The sequence below is a fragment of the Streptomyces sp. PL-29 genome (assembly GCF_058344425.1).
In genome coordinates this window covers 2,818,237-2,836,026 of sequence record NZ_CP136996.1, presented here as the reverse complement: position 1 = coordinate 2,836,026, position 17,790 = coordinate 2,818,237, and the positions used below count along the sequence as shown (strand labels likewise).

The following is a 17,790-nucleotide window of genomic DNA, read 5'->3' as shown; positions in this document are numbered from 1 at the left end:
CACTCCCAGGACCACCCTGCCCCTCTAAGGACAGCGATGCCCGCCAACGAAACCGCTCCTCCCACCAAGAAGAAGGGACGACGCGCCCGTCTGATCGTGCTCGTACTGGTCCTGGGACTCGTCGCGGGCCTCGGCTACGGGGCGTACTGGAGCGTGGACAGCGTGCGCGCCTCCTTCCCCCAGACGACCGGCTCCCTCGACGTGCCCGGCCTGAAGGGGGCGGTCGAGGTGAAGCGCGATGCCAACGGCATTCCCCAGCTCTACGCGGACAGCGACGACGACCTCTTCCGCGCGCAGGGCTTCGTGCACGCGCAGGACCGCTTCTGGGAGATGGACGTACGCCGCCACATGACCGCGGGGCGGCTGTCGGAGATGTTCGGCGCCGGCCAGGTCGAGACCGACGCCTTCCTGCGCACCCTGGGCTGGCGCCAGGTCGCGCAGGAGGAGTACGACACCAAGCTCTCCGCCGAGACGAAGAAGAACCTGCAGTCCTACGCCGACGGGGTCAACGCGTACCTGAAGGGCAAGTCCGGCAAGACCCTGTCCGTCGAGCACGCGGCCCTCAAGCTCAGCGACGGCTACCAGCCCGAGCAGTGGTCGCCGGTGGACTCGGTGGCCTGGCTCAAGGCGATGGCCTGGGACCTGCGCGGCAACATGCAGGACGAGATCGACCGGTCGCTGATGGCGAGCAAGCTCTCGCAGGAGCAGATCGCCGAGCTCTACCCGCCCTACCCGTTCGACCGGAACAAGCCGGTCGTCGAGGGCGGCAAGGTCGACGGCGGCAAGTACACCCCCCAGGGCCAGACCGGAAACTCGGGCTCGGGCAGCGGCTCCGGCAGTGGTTCCGGCTCCGGCAGTGGTTCCGGCTCCGGCAGTGGTTCCGGCTCCGGCAGTGGTTCCGGTTCCGGCTCCGGCGGTGCCGTCGCCAACCGGGCCTCCACCGCCCCGGCCGCCGGTGAGGCCACCGGCCTCGCCGGCAACGCCACCGCCCAGGGCGCCACCGTGGGCCTGCGCACCCAGCTGAGCGCCCTCGCCGACACCCTGGAGAAGGTTCCGGCCATCCTCGGCCCCAACGGCAGCGGCATCGGCTCGAACTCCTGGGTCATCTCGGGCAAGTACACGACCACCGGCAAGCCGCTGCTCGCCAACGACCCGCACCTGTCGCCGCAACTGCCCTCGGTCTGGTACCAAATGGGCCTGCACTGCCGTGCCGTCTCGGCCGAGTGCAAGTACGACGTGGCCGGCTACACCTTCTCCGGGATGCCCGGCGTGGTCATCGGCCACAACACCGACATCGCCTGGGGCATGACCAACCTCGGCGCCGACGTCACCGACCTCTACCTCGAACAGATCAAGCCCGAGGGCTACGTCTACGACAACCGGGTGCTCCCCTTCACCTCCCGCGAAGAGGTGATCAAGATCGCGGGCGGCAGCAGCAAGAAGATCACCGTCCGCACCACCAACAACGGTCCGCTCGTCTCGGACCGTAGCGAGGAGCTCGCCACGGTGGGCACCCGCGCCCCGGTCGACAGCTCCGCCCCCGACCGCGGCGACGGCTACGCCATCGCCCTGCGCTGGACCGCGCTGGACCCGGGCAGGACGATGGACGCGGTCTTCAAGCTCAACCAGGCCAAGAACTTCGACGACTTCCGCAAGGCGGCCGCCGACTTCGACGTCCCCTCCCAGAACCTGATCTACGCCGACAACAAGGGCGCCAACGGCAACATCGGCTACCAGGCCCCCGGCCGCATCCCGCTGCGCGGCCAGGGCGACGGCCGGATGCCCGCCCCGGGCTGGGACTCCAAGTACGCCTGGAAGGGCGGCCGAGACGGCAACACCGGCTACATCCCGCAGAACGAGCTGCCCTGGGACCAGAACCCGGCGCGCGGCTACATCGTCACCGCCAACCAGGCCGTCGCGGAGAACGGGACCGGCGCGGGCAAGTACCCGCACCTGCTGACCACCGACTGGGGCTACGGCGCCCGCAGCCAGCGGATCAACGACCTCATCGAGGCGAAGATCAAGGATGGCGGGAAGATCTCGACCGACGACATGCGCACCATGCAGATGGACAACAGCAGCGAGATCGCCGCGCTGCTGACCCCGATGCTGGCGAAGATCGAGGTGTCGGACCCGGGCGTGCGCGCCGCGCAGAAGCTGCTGGACGGCTGGAACTACACCCAGGAGTCCGACTCGGCGGCCGCCGCCTACTTCAACGCGGTCTGGCGCAACGTCCTCAAGCTGGCCTTCGGCGACAAGATGCCCAAGGAACTGCGGATCGAGGGCAGCTGCATGAACGTCCTGGGCAACGGCACCGGCCCGGCCGACGACCTCGCCAAGACCGTCCGCGAATGCGGAACCCGCGACGCCGGCTCGGCGCAGCCCGACGGCGGCGACCGCTGGTTCGAGGTGGTCCGCCGCCTGGTCAAGGACGAGAAGTCGCCGTGGTGGAGCGTCCCCGCCAAGGGCCTGAACAAGCCGGCCACCACCACCCGTGACGAGCTGTTCGCCCGGGCCATGGCGGACGCCCGCTGGGAGCTCACCGCCAAGCTCGGCAAGGACCAGTCCACCTGGAGCTGGGGCCGGCTGCACCAGCTCAACCTGAAGAACCAGACGATCGGCACCGAGGGCCCCGGCTTCCTGCAGTGGCTCCTCAACCGCGGCCCGTGGAACGTGGGCGGCGGCGAGGCGACCGTCAACGCCACCGGCTGGAACGCCTCCAGTGGCTACGGGATCACCTGGGTGCCGTCGATGCGGATGGTCGTCAACCTCAGCGACCTCGACAAGTCCCGCTGGATCAACCTCACGGGCGCCTCGGGTCACGCGTACAACTCGCACTACACGGACCAGACGCAGATGTGGGCCACGGGCGAGCTGCTGGAGTGGCCCTTCGGCAAGGAGGCCGTCGACAAGGCCACGGTCGACACCCTGACCCTGCGGCCGGCCGGGTCGTGAGCCGGGTCACGGGCTGAAGCGGCGCACCCCCGACGGGGTGGCCACCGCCTGGACGGGGTGGTCGTGCGGTTCCTCCGGGACCCGCGCGACCACCTCGTCGTCGTAGAGGAGCACGACCAGCGCCGGATGCGCCCCGGCGCGCTCCAGCCGCCCCAGTACCCGGTCGTAGCTGCCCCCGCCGCGGCCGAGCCGCATACCGCGCCCGTCCACCGCGAGCCCGGGCAGCAGCACCGCGTCGGCCTCCGTCACCGCGTCCGGTCCGAGCGCCGGGCCGGAGGGCTCCAGCAGCCGCATCTTCCCCGGGTGGGCGGCCTCGGCGAGGCTGCCGGGACCCTCGTACGCCGCCCAGTCGAGGTCGTTGTCGGGCAGCAGGAGGGGGAGCAGTACCCGCTTGCCGGCCGCGCGCAGGGCATCGAGGAGTGCGCGGGTGCCCGGCTCGCCGCCGACCGAGACGTACGCCGCCACCGTGCGCGCAGTGGCCAGTTCGGGCAGTTGGAGGGCGGTGACGGCCAGCGCCGCGGCCGCCGTGCGGCGGGCTTCGGGGGTCAAGGCGCGACGGGCCGCGAGGAGTTCCCGGCGCAGCTCGGACTTGGCGGACGTGGTGGGCGGGGTCTCTGCCACGGGAATCAGCTGTCCTTCGCATCAGGGCATAAATGGATCTGTCTGCCGTGACCTCGTCGGGTGTTCGACAGGACCCACTATCGTTCTGGCCATGACTATGTTGCACCCCGTGATCAAGAAGGCCGTCATTCCGGCCGCTGGCCTCGGTACCCGCTTCCTCCCGGCGACCAAGGCGACCCCGAAGGAAATGCTCCCGGTTGTGGACAAGCCGGCCATCCAGTACGTGGTCGAGGAGGCCGTCGCGGCCGGGCTCGACGACGTCCTCATGATCACAGGGCGTAACAAGCGTGCCCTGGAGGACCACTTCGACCGCAACTACGAGCTGGAGTCGGCCCTCACCGCCAAGGGCGACGACGACCGGCTGAAGAAGGTCCAGGAGTCCAGCGACCTCGCGACCATGCACTACGTCCGCCAGGGCGACCCGCGGGGCCTCGGCCACGCGGTGCTGTGCGCCGAGCCGCACGTCGGCCGCGAGCCCTTCGCCGTCCTCCTCGGCGACGACCTCATCGACCCGCGCGACCCCCTGCTGCGCCAGATGGCCGACATCCACGCCCGCACCGGCGGCACCGTCATCGCCCTGATGGAGGTCGACCCGGCCAACGTCCACCTCTACGGCTGCGCCGCCGTCGAGGCCACCGACGAGAAGGACGTGGTCCGCATCACCGGCCTCGTCGAGAAGCCGGAACCCCAGGACGCCCCCAGCAACTACGCGGTGATCGGACGCTACGTCCTCAACCCCGCGATCTTCGACATACTGCGGGAGACCGAGCCGGGCCGCGGTGGGGAGATCCAGCTCACCGACGCCCTGCAGAAGCTGGCCGCCGACGAGAGCGTGGGCGGCCCGGTGCACGGCGTGGTCTTCCGGGGCCGTCGCTACGACACCGGGGACCGCGGCGACTACCTGCGGGCCATCGTCCGCCTCGCGTGCGAGCGCGAGGACCTGGGCCCCGAGTTCCGCACCTGGCTTCACCGTTACGTCACGGAGGAGATGTAGCACCTTGAGCAGTTCCGCACCGCAGGACACCGGCCACCGTCTGTGGTCCGTGGACGAGCACCTCGCGGACGTCCTCGGGGCCGTCCGGCCGCTGGAGCCGATCGAGCTCCAGCTGCCGGACGCCCAGGGCTGTGTCCTGGTCGAGGACGTCACCGTGCCCGTCGCCCTCCCGCCCTTCGACAACAGCTCCATGGACGGCTACGCCGTCCGCACGGCCGACGTCCAGGGCGCCAGCGAGGAGTTCCCCGCGGTGCTGACGGTGATCGGGGACGTCGCGGCGGGCAGCGGTGAGCTGCCCACCGTGGGCCCCGGTGAGGCCGCCAGGATCATGACCGGCGCCCCGATGCCACCCGGCGCGGAAGCCGTCGTGCCGGTGGAGTGGACCGACGGCGGCACCGGAGGCGGGGCCGCCGCCGGGATGACCCCGGCCAGCTCCGCCCCCGAGCGGTCGGCCGGAGAGGTGCGCGTGCACCGCGCCGCCGAGCCGCGGGCACACGTCCGCGCCCGCGGCAGCGACGTCCAGGCGGGCGACCTCGCCCTCGCCGCCGGAACGGTCCTCGGCCCGCCCCAGATCGCCCTGCTGGCCGCCATCGGACGCGGCACCGTCCGGGTGCGCCCCCGCCCGCGGGTGGTGGTCCTGTCCACCGGCAGCGAGCTGGTCCAGCCCGGCGAGCCGCTCGCCGCCGGCACGATCTACGACTCCAACAGCTTTGCGCTGGCGGCGGCCGCGCGGGACGCCGGAGCCATCGCCTACCGGGTCGGGGCCGTCGCGGACGACGCGGACACCCTGCGCTCCACCATCGAGGACCAGCTCATCCGGGCCGACCTGCTGGTCACCACAGGCGGCGTCAGCGTCGGCGCCTACGACGTGGTCAAGGAGGCGCTCTCCCCGGCCGGCTCGCCCGCCGCGCCCGGCCTGTCCGGCCCGGGCGAGGACGACGCCGACGTGGACGCGACCCGGATCGACTTCCGCAAGCTCGCCATGCAGCCCGGCAAGCCGCAGGGCTTCGGCACGATCGGCCCGGACCACACCCCGCTGCTGGCACTGCCCGGGAACCCCGTCTCCTCCTACGTCTCCTTCGAACTGTTCGTGCGCCCGGCGATCCGCGCCCTCATGGGGCTGCCGGAGTCCGAGGTCCGGCGGCCGAGCGTGCGGGCCGTGCTGAGGGCCGACAAGGCGCTCGGCTCCCCGGCCGGCCGCCGCCAGTTCCTGCGCGGGAAGTACGACGCCGGGAGCGGCACGGTCAGCCCCGTCGGTGGATCCGGGTCCCACCTGATCGCCGCACTGGCGCACGCCGACTCCCTGATGGTCGTACCGGAGGACGTCACCTCGGTGGAGCCCGGCACCGAGCTGGAAGTGATCCTGCTCGGCTGAGCCGGGCGTCCGTTCCCGCCCGCCCGGACCGTTCCCCCGGCCCGCCCCTCCGGCGGCCCGTGCGGGTAGCGTGTGTCGCACCACACAGGCCCGCGGGCCCAGAGCGGAGCGGCACAGCAATGAGTACCGAGAGCAGGCTCACCCACATCGACGAGGCCGGCGCGGCCCGGATGGTCGACGTCTCCGCCAAGGACGTCACCACCCGGACGGCGCGCGCCAGCGGGCGCGTACTCGTCTCCCCGCGGGTGATCGAGCTGCTGCGCGGCGAGGGCGTGCCCAAGGGGGACGCCCTCGCCACGGCGCGCATCGCGGGGATCATGGGAGCGAAGAAGACCCCGGACCTGATCCCGCTGTGCCACCCCCTGGCCGTCTCGGGCGTGAAGGTCGACCTGTCGGTCGCCGACGACGCCGTGGAGATCCTCGCCACCGTCAGGACGACCGACCGCACGGGCGTCGAGATGGAGGCGCTGACCGCCGTCGCGGTCGCCGGACTCACCGTGATCGACATGGTGAAGGCCGTCGACAAGGGCGCGGTCATCACGGACGTCCGGGTGGAGGAGAAGACCGGCGGCAAGTCCGGCGACTGGGTGCGCTCGTGAACGCCCCGCGCGGCGGGGAGGTGCACAGCCACCACGCGGCGGGCGAGCAGGAGACCGGTGCGGCTCCGGACGGGTCCCTGGGCAGGGCGCTCGTCGTCACCGCCTCCAATCGGGCCTCGCAGGGCGTGTACGCCGACCGGGGCGGCCCGCTGCTCGCGGAGGCGCTGGAGAAGCTCGGCTTCAGGGTGGACGGCCCCCGGGTCGTCCCGGACGGCGATCCCGTCGAACAGGCGCTGCGCGAGGGCGTGTCCGCCGCGTACGACGTGATCCTGACCACGGGTGGCACCGGGATCTCGCCGACCGACCGCACCCCGGACGCCACCGCGCGGGTGCTGGACTACGAGGTCCCCGGCATCCCCCAGGCCATCCGCGCCGAGGGCCTGGCGAAGGTGCCGACCGCGGCCCTGTCCCGGGGCCTGGCCGGTGTCGCCGGGCGCACCCTGATCGTCAACCTGCCCGGTTCCACGGGCGGGGTGCGTGACGGCCTGGCGGTCCTGTCCCGCATCCTGCCGCACGCGGTGGACCAGATCCGGGGCGGGGACCACCCCAGACCTGCGGGACCCACCGGGAGCGCGAGCTGAACGGCCCCACCTGGCCGGTGGTCCTGACCGACGGCGACGTCACGCTCCGGCCGATACGACTGCGCGACCAGAAGGACTGGCGCGAGGTCAACCAGCGCAACCGCGACTGGCTGCGGCCGTGGGAGGCCACGATCCCGCCGCCGGCGCCGTGGGGGCCGGTGATCCAGCGGCCCACGTACCGCCAGATGGTCCGCCACCTGCGGGCGGAGGCGAACGCGGGCCGGATGCTGCCCTTCGTCATCGAGTACCAGGGGCGGCTGGTGGGCCAGTTGACGGTCGCCGGGATCACCTGGGGCTCGATGTGCGCGGCGCACATCGGCTACTGGGTGGACCGCGACGTGGCCGGCCGCGGCGTGATGCCGACGGCGGTCGCGATGGCGGTCGACCACTGCTTCCGGAAGGTCGGCCTGCACCGGATCGAGGTGTGCATCCGCCCCGAGAACGGGCCGAGCCGGCGAGTCGTGGAGAAGCTGAGGCTGCGCGAGGAGGGGCTGCGCCCGCGGTACCTCCACATCGACGGGGCCTGGCGCGACCACCTCGTGTACGCGATCACCGCGGAGGAGGTGCCGGAGGGTCTGCTGCGCCGCTGGCACCGGGCGCGCCACTCGCAGTCCCCGCCGAAATAGGGAGGTACGGCGGAAGCCGCCGCCCGCGATAAACGAATATCTGTTCGAATTAATGCCCCGAGGTAACCGATTCGCCCATAACCTGATCCGAAGAATCACAAAAAAAGTCCGTGATATCAGCGAGATCGCGCGACACGCCGGCCCAATTGGCCGATCCCCTCGCCCGCGCCCCTCTACGGTGTGAGGTGTGAGCAGCAGCGGCCTCATCTACGCAGTCATTGTCGGGGCCTGGGCCGCCTACTTGGTGCCCATGTGGCTCCGGAGGCAGGACGAGCTGAACGAGGCCCGTCCGACGGAACGCTTCTCCACTGCCATTCGGCTGCTTTCCGGCCGGGCGGGAATGGAGCGCCGTTACGCCAAGGGACTGCGTGAGCGCGGTGACGAAGAGGCGGAGCCCCAGCCCCACGCGGACCCGGACGCCGCGACGGAGACGGTCGATTCCGTCGACGCCGACGCCCGGGCCCTCGGCGTGTCCCCGACCAGGGCGGAGCCGCGCGCCGCAGCCGCCGAGCGGGAGCAGCGGGCGGAGCGTGCCCGGCGCGAGAAGCGCCTCCGGGTCCTCGCGCGCCGCCGGCGCACCACCGCACTCCTCTTCCTGGTCTTCACCGCGGGCGCCGTCGTCGCGGCGGTGGGCGGCCTGCGCTACCTGTGGGCCCCCGCCGTGCCCGCCCTTCTGCTGAGTGCGTACATCGGCCACCTGCGGGTCCAGGAACGGCGGCGCTACGCCTTCACCATGGACCGGCGGCGTGCCGAGGCGGCCGCGCGGCAGCTGCGCGAGGACCGCCCGCGCCGTCGCCACCCCGAGGAGGGCGCCGACGCGGCGGGCGAACCGGACCCCGCTCCACCGGTCTCCCCCCAGGAGGCCGGACGGCGCGCGCTGGTCGAGCAGACCGACCACGCCGAGTGGGTGGACCAGCAGCGCGAGCGTGAACGCGGCCCCGCCCGCGGCGACAGCTGGGAGCCGGTCCCGGTCCCGCTGCCGACGTACGTGACGGCCCCGGTCGCCCCCCGGGCCACCGGTCCTGTGACCCCGGACGCCTGGAGCGCGACCCGCTCCAGCACGGCCGAGCCGACCGAGCCGCGCCTGCGCGCCCAGCCGGCGGTACCCGCCCCGGCGCCCGCCGAGGACGACGCGCAGGAGCGGACCGCCCAGCGCCCCCGCGGCCAGGGCCGTGGCCGCACCCCGCTGTTCGACCAGTACGAGAGCGAGGGCCGCCCGCGCGCCGCGAACGAGTGATCGGTGACCTGCGCGGACCCTCGCGGGAACGCGTTTTGGAGCACCGGCGCAGGGGTGCTAATGTTTCACACGTCGCAAGGGCCTGTGGCGCAGTCTGGTAGCGCACCTCGTTCGCATCGAGGGGGTCTGGGGTTCAAATCCCCACAGGTCCACAGACGACAGTTCTTGAGTAGCTCTCAGGAATCGTCACGAGATCCCGTTCCGCCGAAAGGCGGGGCGGGATCTCGGCGTTTCCGGGCTTGCCGGGCGGAATGGGCGCCGATGGCCCACCGGGGGCAGCGTCTTCTTCTGCGTTGCTCCGGCGAGCGAGCAGTGATCACTGACTTCGTGGCGGCTGGTTTCGCCGTGCGGGAGACCACGTCGTTCAGCCATCGGGTTGCCGTCAGTCCTCGCGACTGCCCCGCGCGGATGCCCCCCGGCCGCAGTCGCAGCTCACCTGCCTCACCGCCGAGCGGTGCGACGAGGGCCTTCGCGGTTCGGCCACCGATGCCCCGGCGGAGCTGCTCGCCCGGCCCGTTCCTGTCGTGGCACGTTACGACGTGGTCGTGCTCTCCCACTCCTGAGCACCCGGGTCTGTCGAGGCGGTGTCCGCATCACGGGCGGGGGCCTTTCCTGGGCGCGGCCATCCCGAGAGCCCGTTTCGAGGCGTCAGGCGGTCGTGTGGAGGGCCGGCCTTCCGGGTGCGGGAGCCGGCCGTGTGAGGTGGCGGGTCCGGCCGTCGGGAGCGTTGTCGGATCTCTCCCCTACTGTCTTCGCATGGTGACGGAGACGAACAACCTGCCCCGGCTCGCGGATGACGCGGGCCGGCGGGCGCTCGGGCTCGACCTTCCCTCGGGGAGGCTGCTGAACGAGACCTACCAAGGACCCTGGCCGTATCCGCTGATGTGGCTGGCCGATGCGCGTGCCGTGCCCGGGCAGTGGTCCGCACAGTCCGCCGCGCGCCGAGCGGCGGACCTCGTGCCGGTGCTGGTGGACGTCGGCGGCCCGTCGGGAGACCCGGAGGGGTGGGACCTGATGTGCGGAAACCTGTCCTATCCGGAGGACCTGGGAGCCGACGAGATGCTGTCCTACCACTGGTCGGAGCTCCGCGAGAAGTCCGGGGGAGCGGTGGCCCGTTTCGACGCGCCGTGGCCGGGACTCGCCGGGGCGGTGTCGTCCGACGTCGATCCCGAGGTGCAGGCAGCCCAATTGGCCGATGTCCTGTCGGGTGATGACTCCTGGTTGGCAGAGCCGCGCCTCGCCCTGGTGTCCGCCGAATGCAACGCCGACATACCCGCGGCCGTCGGCTGGTCCGGCGCGCTGCATCACGAGGACGACGCCGGTGTCCTCAGCGCCGTCCTGCGCAGTTGGGACGAGCGCTTCGGCACCCGGGTCGTGGCGCTCACCGCGAACCGGCTCGTCCTCTCGGTCGCCGCGCCGCCCACCACGCTGGAGGAGGCGGTGGCCGTGGCCGCGGAGCACGCCGCCTTCTGTCCTGACGACCTCGACCGGAATCCACACGGCACGCTGGAGGCGTACGCCGCCCGCGAACTCCTCGGGCGGCGCACCTGGGTCCACCACTGGGACTGATCGGACGTGCGAGGGGGGAAGCCCTGCCGCAGGCGGCCGAGGGCGTCCCGCACGCTCGATCGGGGGCGCTCGTGAACGTCCCGCGGACGCCGGTTCCCGAGTAGCTCTCAGGGATTGTCGCGGGATCCCGTTCCGCCGAAAGGCGGTGCAGGAGCACGGTGTTGTGCGAGGAGTACGGCTACTTCCGGCCGACTTCGGGGCGAAGATACGTCCATGACGATCGGTTGTGAACGGGACGGCGCGACGGCCCAGGCCTGGCAGGCCCTCGGCGGCGCAGCGGAACGGGTGGACCGGGTCCGGTTCGAGGGAGCCGGCAACCTTGGGGAAGGGCCGCTGCCGGTGCGTGAGTTGGCGCGTGCCACCGTCGCGGTCTGCGGGCTGGCGGCGGCGGAGCTGGCCGCGGTGCGGGCCGCGGGGGCGGCGGGGGACGTCGGGCCTGCCACGGTCCACGAGGCCGCGGTGGCCACCGCCTTCGTCAGCGAACGCCATCTGCGGGTCGCCGGCCGGCCCACGGTGACGTTCGCTCCGCTGTCCGGCTTCTGGCGGGCCGCGGACGGCTGGGTCCGTACGCACGCCAACTACCCCCACCACGAGGCCGCGCTCGTACGGGCGCTGGGGCTGCCCTCCGCGACGCCGGAGGCACTGCGCGCCACAGTGGCCGGACGGACGGCCGTCGGGGTGCAGGAGGCCGTGTACGGGGCCGGCGGTCTCGCCGTCGCCGTGGCGTCGCGCTACGGGGATCCGCAGCCGCTGGTGGAGGTCGTGGGCGCCGCGGCGGCTCGGGGGCGGGCGCTCGGCGGGGCTCCTCCGGGCCGGCCCGCCGCCGGGGTCCGGGTGCTGGACCTGACGCGGGTCATCGCCGGGCCCGTCGCCACGCGCACGCTCGGCCTGCTGGGCGCGGACGTGCTGCGGATCGACGCACCGGGGCTGCCGGAGGCGGACGACGCGTACGCGGACACCGGCTTCGGCAAGCGGTCGGCGCTGCTGGACCTGGCGCGGGCCGCCGACCGGTCGGCCTTCGAGGACCTGCTGGCGGGGGCCGATGTGGTGGTGACCGGGTACCGGCCGGGGGCGCTGGAGCGCTACGGGCTCGGGGTGCGGGACCTGCTGGAGCGGCGGCCGGGGCTGGTGGTGGCCGAGCTGTGCGCTTGGGGGTGGCGGGCGCCGGAGCCGTGGGCCGGGCGGCGGGGCTTCGACTCGCTGGTGCAGGCCGGCTACGGGATCGCCGCCGCGTGCGCGGGCCCGGACGGGACCCCCGGGGTGCTGCCGGCGCAGGCGCTGGACCACGGGACCGGATACCTGATGGCGGCCGGGGTGCTGCGGGCGCTGGCCGGGGGCGGCGGGCGGGGGATGCGGTTCTCCCTGGCCGGGACGGCTTCGTGGCTGGTCAGGGGGCTGGCCGGGGCCCGGGCGCGGGACGGTGCGGGGGCGCCGCAGTACGCGGCCGAGCCGTGGCTGCGAGAGACCGGGTCGGGGTACGGGGTGCTGCGGCACGCGGCCAGCCCCTTCGGGGAGTGGGCCGCGGGCCCGTCCCGCTGGGGGACGGACCGGGCCGCCTGGCTCCCGCGGTAGGGCGGCGCCTCAGGTGCGGGCCGGCTGCTGGAGCGGCTTGGCCATGCAGCGGCTGGACTCGTGGAAGCGGTAGAAGCCGAACTTCGGCGAGGGGGTATAGCCCTCGGAGAGGTAGAGGGCGATCGCCTCCGGCTGGCGGTCGCCCGTTTCGAGGACCATCCGCCGGCGTCCGGCCGCGCGGGCGTCCGCCTCCAGGGCCGCGAGGATGCGGCGGGCCAGGCCGAGGCCGCGGGCCTCCGGGACGACGTACATCCGCTTGAGTTCGGCGTCGCCGTCCGAGTAGCCCTCGTCGTTCTGCTCCTGGCTGCGCCAGCCCCCGGTCGCCACCGGGGCGCCGGTCGTGTCGTACGCCACGATGTACAGGCCCCTCGGCGGGGCGAACATCGCCGGGTCCATGAAGGTGGCGTCGCCCTCGCCCTGGTAGCGCTCCTGGTATTCGAGCTGCACCCGGTCGTCGAGCTTGACCGCGTCCGGGTGGTCGTACGGCACGGTGCGGAGGTCGATCCCATGAGACATCCGAACATCGTACGGAACCCTCCCGCTATGGTGCAGGGATGCTCACTGTGACCTCCGTGAATGTGAATGGGATCCGGGCCGCCGCCAAGAAGGGCTTCGGGGCGTGGCTCGCGGGATCCGACGCCGACGTGGTCTGCCTGCAGGAGGTACGGGCCGAGGAGGGGCAGATCCCGGCCGAGATCCGCTCGCCCGAGGGCTGGCACACCGTCTTCGCGCCGGCCGCCGCCAAGGGGCGGGCCGGGGTCGCGCTGTACACGCGGCGTGCGCCGGAGCGGGTGCGGGTCGGGTTCGGGAGCGAGGAGTTCGACACCTCCGGCCGGTACCTGGAGATCGACCTGCCCGGTGTGACCGTGGCCAGCCTCTACCTGCCCTCCGGCGAGGCGGGCACGGAGAAGCAGGACGAGAAGTACCGCTTCATGGGGGAGTTCCTGGCCTACCTCGCCGAGCTGAAGGTCCGGGCCGCAGCCGACGGGCGCGAGGTCGTGGTCTGCGGCGACTGGAACATCTGCCACCAGGAGGCTGACCTCAAGAACTGGAAGACCAACCGCAAGAGCGCCGGTTTCCTCCCCGAGGAGCGCGCCTGGCTGGGCACGGTCTACTCGGAGGCCGGCTACGTCGACGTGGTGCGCGCGCTGCACCCCGGCACCGAGGGCCCGTACTCCTGGTGGTCCTACCGGGGCCGCGCCTTCGACAACGACGCCGGCTGGCGCATCGACCTCCAGGTGGCGACCCCGGGGCTGGCCGCGAAGGCCGTGAAGGCCTTCGTCGAGCGGGCCGAGACGCACCCGGAGCGCTGGTCCGACCACGCGCCCGTGACCGTCGTCTACGAGCTCGGCGTCTGATCGGAGGGCGGGGCGGTGGACGCCAGCAGGCGGTCCATCGCCATCGTCAGCTCGGCCTCGACCACGCTCGTGGCGAGCGGGCGCAGCCGGGTGAGTGCCTCGGGCGCGATGTGGTCCGAGATCAGCCCGGCGAACAGCAGCGCCATGGCGTCCGCGTGTTCGCGGACCCGGCGCCCCGTCTCCAGGACGGCGGCCAGCGGCACCCCCTCGCGGACCAGCGCCGAGGAGACGTCCAGCAGCCGGCGGCTGACGTGCACGATGGTGTCGCCGTCGACGGCGAGGTAGCCGAGTTCGAGGGAGGCCGCCAGGTTCTCCGGGGTGACCTCGCCCTCGAAGTAGTCGGCCAGTTCCTCCGGGGTGAGCCGGACCGGGGTCTCCTCCGACCAGCCGATGCCGAGCAGCTCACCCAGCTGGCCGGCGTCACGGCCGCTTTCGAAGGCGGCGGTCAGCTCGGCGATGCCGCCGAGGGTGTGGCCGCGCTCCAGCAGGCCGGCGATGGTGCGCAGCCGGGCCAGGTGGTGGTCGTCGTACCAGGCGATGCGGCCCTCGCGGCGGGGCGGTGGCAGCAGTTTGCGCTCCCGGTAGAAGCGCAGGGTGCGCACCGGGATGCCGGCCGCCGCGGCCAGTTCCTCGGTGCGGTACTCGCGCACCGGCTTCGCTTGCATCTCATCCTTCGCCACGGACGCAGCCTATGGCGTACCAACGGTAACTTTCCGGGTCCGCCCCCTACCCATGAGTACGGAGCTGCTCTACCCTCCCGATTGTGCCAGTGATTGCTGGCAGTGTTTCGATGATGTGGTGCGTTGCGGCGTTGCGTGGCTGGAACTGCGGATGAGGCGGAAGGCGGCGGGCATGGGCGGCAAGGGCGGGCGCGAGGGGGCGCGAGCACGTACGGGTGGCGGTGATCGGGTCCGGGTTCGGCGGACTCGGGGCCGCCGTACGGCTGCGGCGCGAGGGGATCACGGACTTCGTCGTACTGGAACGGGCGGACTCGGTCGGGGGAACCTGGCGGGACAACAGCTATCCGGGATGCGCCTGCGACGTCCCGTCCCACCTGTACTCCTTCTCCTTCGCGCCGAACCCGGACTGGCCGCGGACCTTCTCCGGGCAGCCCGCCATCCGCGCGTACCTGGAGCACGTCGCGGACACCTTCGGCCTGCGCCGGCACATCCGGCTCGACTCCGAGGTCCTGATGATGCGCTGGGACGCGGACGAGCTGCGCTGGGAGATCGAGACCGCACGGGGCGAGCTGACCGCCGACGTGGTGGTCTCGGCGACCGGGCCGCTGTCGGAGCCGAAGCTGCCGGAGGTGCCGGGACTCGCCGGGTTCCCCGGCAAGGTCTTCCACTCCGCGCGCTGGGACCACGACTACGACCTCGCCGGCAAGCGCGTCGCCGTGATCGGCACGGGAGCCTCCGCGATCCAGATCGTGCCGGCCATCGCCCCCGAGGTGGAGCGCCTGACGCTCTTCCAGCGCACCCCGCCGTGGGTGATGCCGCGTACCGACCGGGCGATCTCGGCCGTGGAACGCTGGCTGCACCGGCAGCTGCCCTTCACCCGCGCCGCCCGCCGGGGGCTGCTGTGGGGCATCCGGGAACTCCAGGTCAGCGCCTTCACCAAGCGGCCGAACCGGCTCGGACTCGTCGAGGCGCTCGCGAAGGCGAACATCGCCCGGTCGATCAAGGACCCGCAGCTGCGCGCCAAGCTGACGCCGTCCTACCGGATCGGCTGCAAGCGGATCCTGCTCTCCAGCGAGTACTACCCCGCGCTGGCCCAGCCCCATGTGGACCTGGTCGCCTCCGGGCTGAAGGAGGTCCGGGGCTCGGTCCTGGTCGCGGCCGACGGGACCGAGACCGAGGCCGACGCGATCGTCTTCGGTACGGGTTTCCACGTCACGGACATGCCGATCGCCGACCGGGTGGTGGGTGCGGACGGCAGGACCCTGGCCGAGCACTGGAAGGACGGGATGCAGTCGCTGCGCGGGGCGACCGCGGCCGGCTTCCCGAACTGGATGACGATCATCGGACCGAACACCGGGCTCGGGAACAGCTCGATGATCCTCATGATCGAGTCCCAGCTGAACTACATGGCCGACTACCTGCGGCAGTTGGGCGTGCTGGGAGGCAGGGTCGCCCTCGCCGCGCGCCCCTCGGCCGTGAACCAATGGAACCGGCAGGTGCAGACCCGGATGGAGCGGACGGTCTGGAACACCGGCGGCTGCACCAGCTGGTACCTCGATGCGAACGGGCGCAACACGACGGTTTGGCCGGGCACGACCGGTGAGTTCCGTCGCGAGACGCGCAGCGTCGACCTGGGGGAGTACGAGGTCGTCCGGGTACGGGAGCGCGATCGGGTCGCGGCGGCGCCCCCGGCCACCGCTACCGCGCCCGCCACCTCCACCGCGCCCGCCGCTGACGCCGCGCCAGCCTCCGCACCGCTCGCCGCGCAGGCGGAGGGCGCCGCGTGAGCCGGCCGGCGCACGTCACCTCCGGTCCCTACGCCCCACCCGCCGCCCGCCGCGAACTCGTCGCCGTCTCCGCCGACGGGGCCCGCCTGCACGTCGAGGTGCACGGGGACGAGGGGGCGCCGGCCGTGGTGCTGGCCCACGGCTGGACCTGCTCCACGGCGTTCTGGGCCGCGCAGATACGGGCCCTGGCCGCCACCCACCGGGTCATCGCCTACGACCAGCGCGGACACGGGCGCAGCCCCGCCGCCCGGGAGCACAGCACCACCGCGCTCGCCGACGACCTCGTGGCGGTGCTCGGCGCCACCCTCGCCCCAGGGGAGCGCGCGGTCGTCGCGGGGCACTCCATGGGCGGCATGACGATCATGGCGGCCGCGGCCCGGCCGGAGTTCGCCGAGCACGCCGCGGCCGCACTGCTGTGCAGTACCGGTAGCTCCGGACTGGTCGAGCGGGCCACGGTGCTGCCGGGGCGCCCCGGGCGCGTGCGGACGCGCATCACCGGCGCGGTCCTCGGATCGCGCGCCCCGCTCGGGCCCGTCACGCCGGTCGCCCGTACGGTCCTCAAGTACGCCACCATGGGCCCCGGTTCCGCGCCCGACCGGGTCGAGGCGTGTGCCCGTATCGTCCACGCCTGCCCCACCGGGGTGCGGCACGCCTGGTCCCGGGTACTGGCCGGGCTGGATCTGGACGCCGACGTGGCACGGCTGACCGTCCCCACCGCCGTGATCGGCGGCAGCGACGACCGGCTCACTCCGGTCGTCCACGCCCGCGGGCTCGCTGCGGCGCTGCCCCACTGCGTGGGCCTCACCGTGCTCACCGGCATGGGGCACATGACCCCGGTCGAGGCCCCCGAAGCCGTCACCCACGTCCTGCGCGAGCTGTCCGCGCGCTATCTCGACGATCTCGACACCACCGAGAAGGAGAAGACACCGTGAGTGCTCGCAGGAGTCTGGAAGGCCGGGTCGCCGTCGTCACCGGGGCCGCCCGAGGGGTCGGCGAGCTGCTCGCCCGTAAACTGTCGGCCCGCGGCGCGCGGATCGCGCTCGTCGGCCTGGAGCCGGAGGCCCTCAAGGAGGTCTCCGAGCGCCTGCACACCGACAGCGCGCACTGGTACGCCGACGTCACCGACCACGAGGCGATGGCGCGCGTCGCGCAGGAGGTCGCGGAGCGCTTCGGGAAGGTCGACGTCGTCGTCGCCAACGCGGGCGTCGCCGCGGGCGGCCCGTTCGCCGACTCCGACCCCGACGCCTGGCGCCGGGTGATCGAGGTCAACCTGATCGGCGGGGCCGTCACCGCCCGGGCCTTCTTGCCCGCGCTGACGGACAGCCGCGGCTACTTCCTGCAGATCGCCTCGCTCGCCGCCATCACCCCGGCGCCGATGATGACCGCCTACTGCGCCTCCAAGTCCGGCGTCGAGGCGTTCGCCCACTGCCTGCGTGCCGAAGTCGGCCACAAGGGCGTGGGGGTGGGGGTCGGCTACCTCTCCTGGACCGACACGGACATGGTGCGCGGCGCCGACCGGGACGAGGTCATGCGGGAGCTGCGCCAGCGGCTGCCGTGGCCGTCCAACCGCACCTACCCTCTGGGTCCCGCCGTCGACCGGATCGTCGCGGGCATCGAGCGGCGCTCGCCGCACGTGTACGCGCAGTGGTGGCTGCGCGGGATGCAAGGGGTGCGCGGCTACCTGCCCGGGATCATCGCGACCGTCGGGCAGCGCGAGATGAAGCGCTTCGAGCCCCGGCTGTCCGGCGTCTCCAGGGGCCTGGTCGGGGCGGGTGGCGCCGCGGACGAGCAGGAGCGCGCGCAGAGCCGTTGACCGGGATGCCCCCCGGGGCGCGG

16 protein-coding genes and 1 tRNA gene are annotated in these 17,790 nt (G+C 72.9%); 14 read left to right on the top strand and 3 right to left on the bottom strand.

The window, feature by feature from the left end; genetic code table 11:
* Positions 1-36 precede the first annotated feature (36 nt).
* Entirely contained in the window at positions 37-2,955 is a 2,919-nt protein-coding gene (locus R4Z63_RS12840) for a penicillin acylase family protein (protein ID WP_384450069.1), read from the top strand.
* Between the two features lie 6 nt (positions 2,956-2,961).
* Here the strand turns inward: R4Z63_RS12840 and R4Z63_RS12835 are convergent, their stop codons facing one another.
* Positions 2,962-3,576, bottom strand: coding sequence for a 5-formyltetrahydrofolate cyclo-ligase (locus R4Z63_RS12835; RefSeq protein WP_384450071.1), 615 nt, complete (start codon positions 3,574-3,576; stop codon positions 2,962-2,964).
* A gap of 91 nt (positions 3,577-3,667) precedes the next feature.
* Between R4Z63_RS12835 and galU the strand changes: the two genes are divergently transcribed.
* From galU to R4Z63_RS12790, 9 genes are all read left to right on the top strand, one after another.
* Complete coding sequence (gene galU, locus R4Z63_RS12830) at positions 3,668-4,570, top strand: UTP--glucose-1-phosphate uridylyltransferase GalU (protein WP_037925115.1); 903 nt, start codon at positions 3,668-3,670, stop codon at positions 4,568-4,570.
* A gap of 4 nt (positions 4,571-4,574) precedes the next feature.
* Positions 4,575-5,945, top strand: coding sequence for a molybdotransferase-like divisome protein Glp (gene glp, locus R4Z63_RS12825; RefSeq protein WP_052031117.1), 1,371 nt, complete (start codon positions 4,575-4,577; stop codon positions 5,943-5,945).
* A gap of 119 nt (positions 5,946-6,064) precedes the next feature.
* Positions 6,065-6,544 carry a cyclic pyranopterin monophosphate synthase MoaC gene (gene moaC, locus R4Z63_RS12820; protein WP_037925117.1) on the top strand — a complete coding sequence of 160 codons (480 nt, stop codon included), beginning with the start codon at positions 6,065-6,067 and terminating at the stop codon, positions 6,542-6,544.
* A 77-nt stretch (positions 6,545-6,621) separates the two neighbouring features.
* On the top strand, positions 6,622-7,125 hold the full coding sequence (locus R4Z63_RS12815) for a MogA/MoaB family molybdenum cofactor biosynthesis protein (RefSeq protein WP_037925517.1): 504 nt from the start codon (positions 6,622-6,624) through the stop codon (positions 7,123-7,125).
* A 17-nt stretch (positions 7,126-7,142) separates the two neighbouring features.
* Positions 7,143-7,751 carry a GNAT family N-acetyltransferase gene (locus R4Z63_RS12810; RefSeq protein WP_384450076.1) on the top strand — a complete coding sequence of 203 codons (609 nt, stop codon included), beginning with the start codon at positions 7,143-7,145 and terminating at the stop codon, positions 7,749-7,751.
* A gap of 187 nt (positions 7,752-7,938) precedes the next feature.
* Positions 7,939-8,988, top strand: coding sequence for a divisome protein SepX/GlpR (sepX, locus tag R4Z63_RS12805; protein WP_384450079.1), 1,050 nt, complete (start codon positions 7,939-7,941; stop codon positions 8,986-8,988).
* 78 nt (positions 8,989-9,066) lie between these two features.
* Positions 9,067-9,140, top strand: a tRNA-Ala gene (locus R4Z63_RS12800).
* Positions 9,141-9,744: 604 nt separating this feature from the next.
* Positions 9,745-10,557: a DUF4253 domain-containing protein gene (locus R4Z63_RS12795; RefSeq protein ID WP_384450082.1), complete on the top strand. Its 813-nt coding sequence runs from the start codon at positions 9,745-9,747 to the stop codon at positions 10,555-10,557.
* 213 nt (positions 10,558-10,770) lie between these two features.
* On the top strand, positions 10,771-12,129 hold the full coding sequence (locus tag R4Z63_RS12790; protein WP_384450085.1) for a CoA transferase: 1,359 nt from the start codon (positions 10,771-10,773) through the stop codon (positions 12,127-12,129).
* A 9-nt stretch (positions 12,130-12,138) separates the two neighbouring features.
* On the opposite strand, the gene R4Z63_RS12785 is transcribed toward R4Z63_RS12790, so the two are convergent.
* A complete protein-coding gene (locus R4Z63_RS12785) occupies positions 12,139-12,645 on the bottom strand; it encodes a GNAT family N-acetyltransferase (protein WP_106967633.1) in 507 nt (168 codons plus the stop codon).
* A gap of 38 nt (positions 12,646-12,683) precedes the next feature.
* On the opposite strand from R4Z63_RS12785, the gene R4Z63_RS12780 reads away from it, so the two are divergent.
* On the top strand, positions 12,684-13,487 hold the full coding sequence (locus R4Z63_RS12780; protein WP_384450088.1) for an exodeoxyribonuclease III: 804 nt from the start codon (positions 12,684-12,686) through the stop codon (positions 13,485-13,487).
* Here R4Z63_RS12780 and R4Z63_RS12775 read toward each other — a convergent pair.
* On the bottom strand, positions 13,469-14,152 hold the full coding sequence (locus tag R4Z63_RS12775; RefSeq protein ID WP_037925136.1) for a MerR family transcriptional regulator: 684 nt from the start codon (positions 14,150-14,152) through the stop codon (positions 13,469-13,471). The two genes, R4Z63_RS12780 and R4Z63_RS12775, sit on opposite strands and share 19 nt — an antisense overlap.
* Before the next feature lie 230 nt (positions 14,153-14,382).
* On the opposite strand from R4Z63_RS12775, the gene R4Z63_RS12770 reads away from it, so the two are divergent.
* From R4Z63_RS12770 to R4Z63_RS12760, 3 genes are read left to right on the top strand one after another with little or no spacing between them, the layout of a single operon-like run.
* Positions 14,383-15,954: a flavin-containing monooxygenase gene (locus R4Z63_RS12770; protein ID WP_491522540.1), complete on the top strand. Its 1,572-nt coding sequence runs from the start codon at positions 14,383-14,385 to the stop codon at positions 15,952-15,954.
* Positions 15,951-16,886, top strand: a complete 936-nt coding sequence (locus tag R4Z63_RS12765) for an alpha/beta fold hydrolase (RefSeq protein ID WP_384450094.1) — start codon at positions 15,951-15,953, stop codon at positions 16,884-16,886. Before R4Z63_RS12770 ends, R4Z63_RS12765 begins: the two co-directional genes overlap by 4 nt.
* Positions 16,883-17,767, top strand: coding sequence for an SDR family oxidoreductase (locus R4Z63_RS12760; protein ID WP_037925140.1), 885 nt, complete (start codon positions 16,883-16,885; stop codon positions 17,765-17,767). The genes R4Z63_RS12765 and R4Z63_RS12760 overlap by 4 nt, the downstream gene beginning before the upstream one ends.
* Positions 17,768-17,790 lie beyond the last annotated feature (23 nt).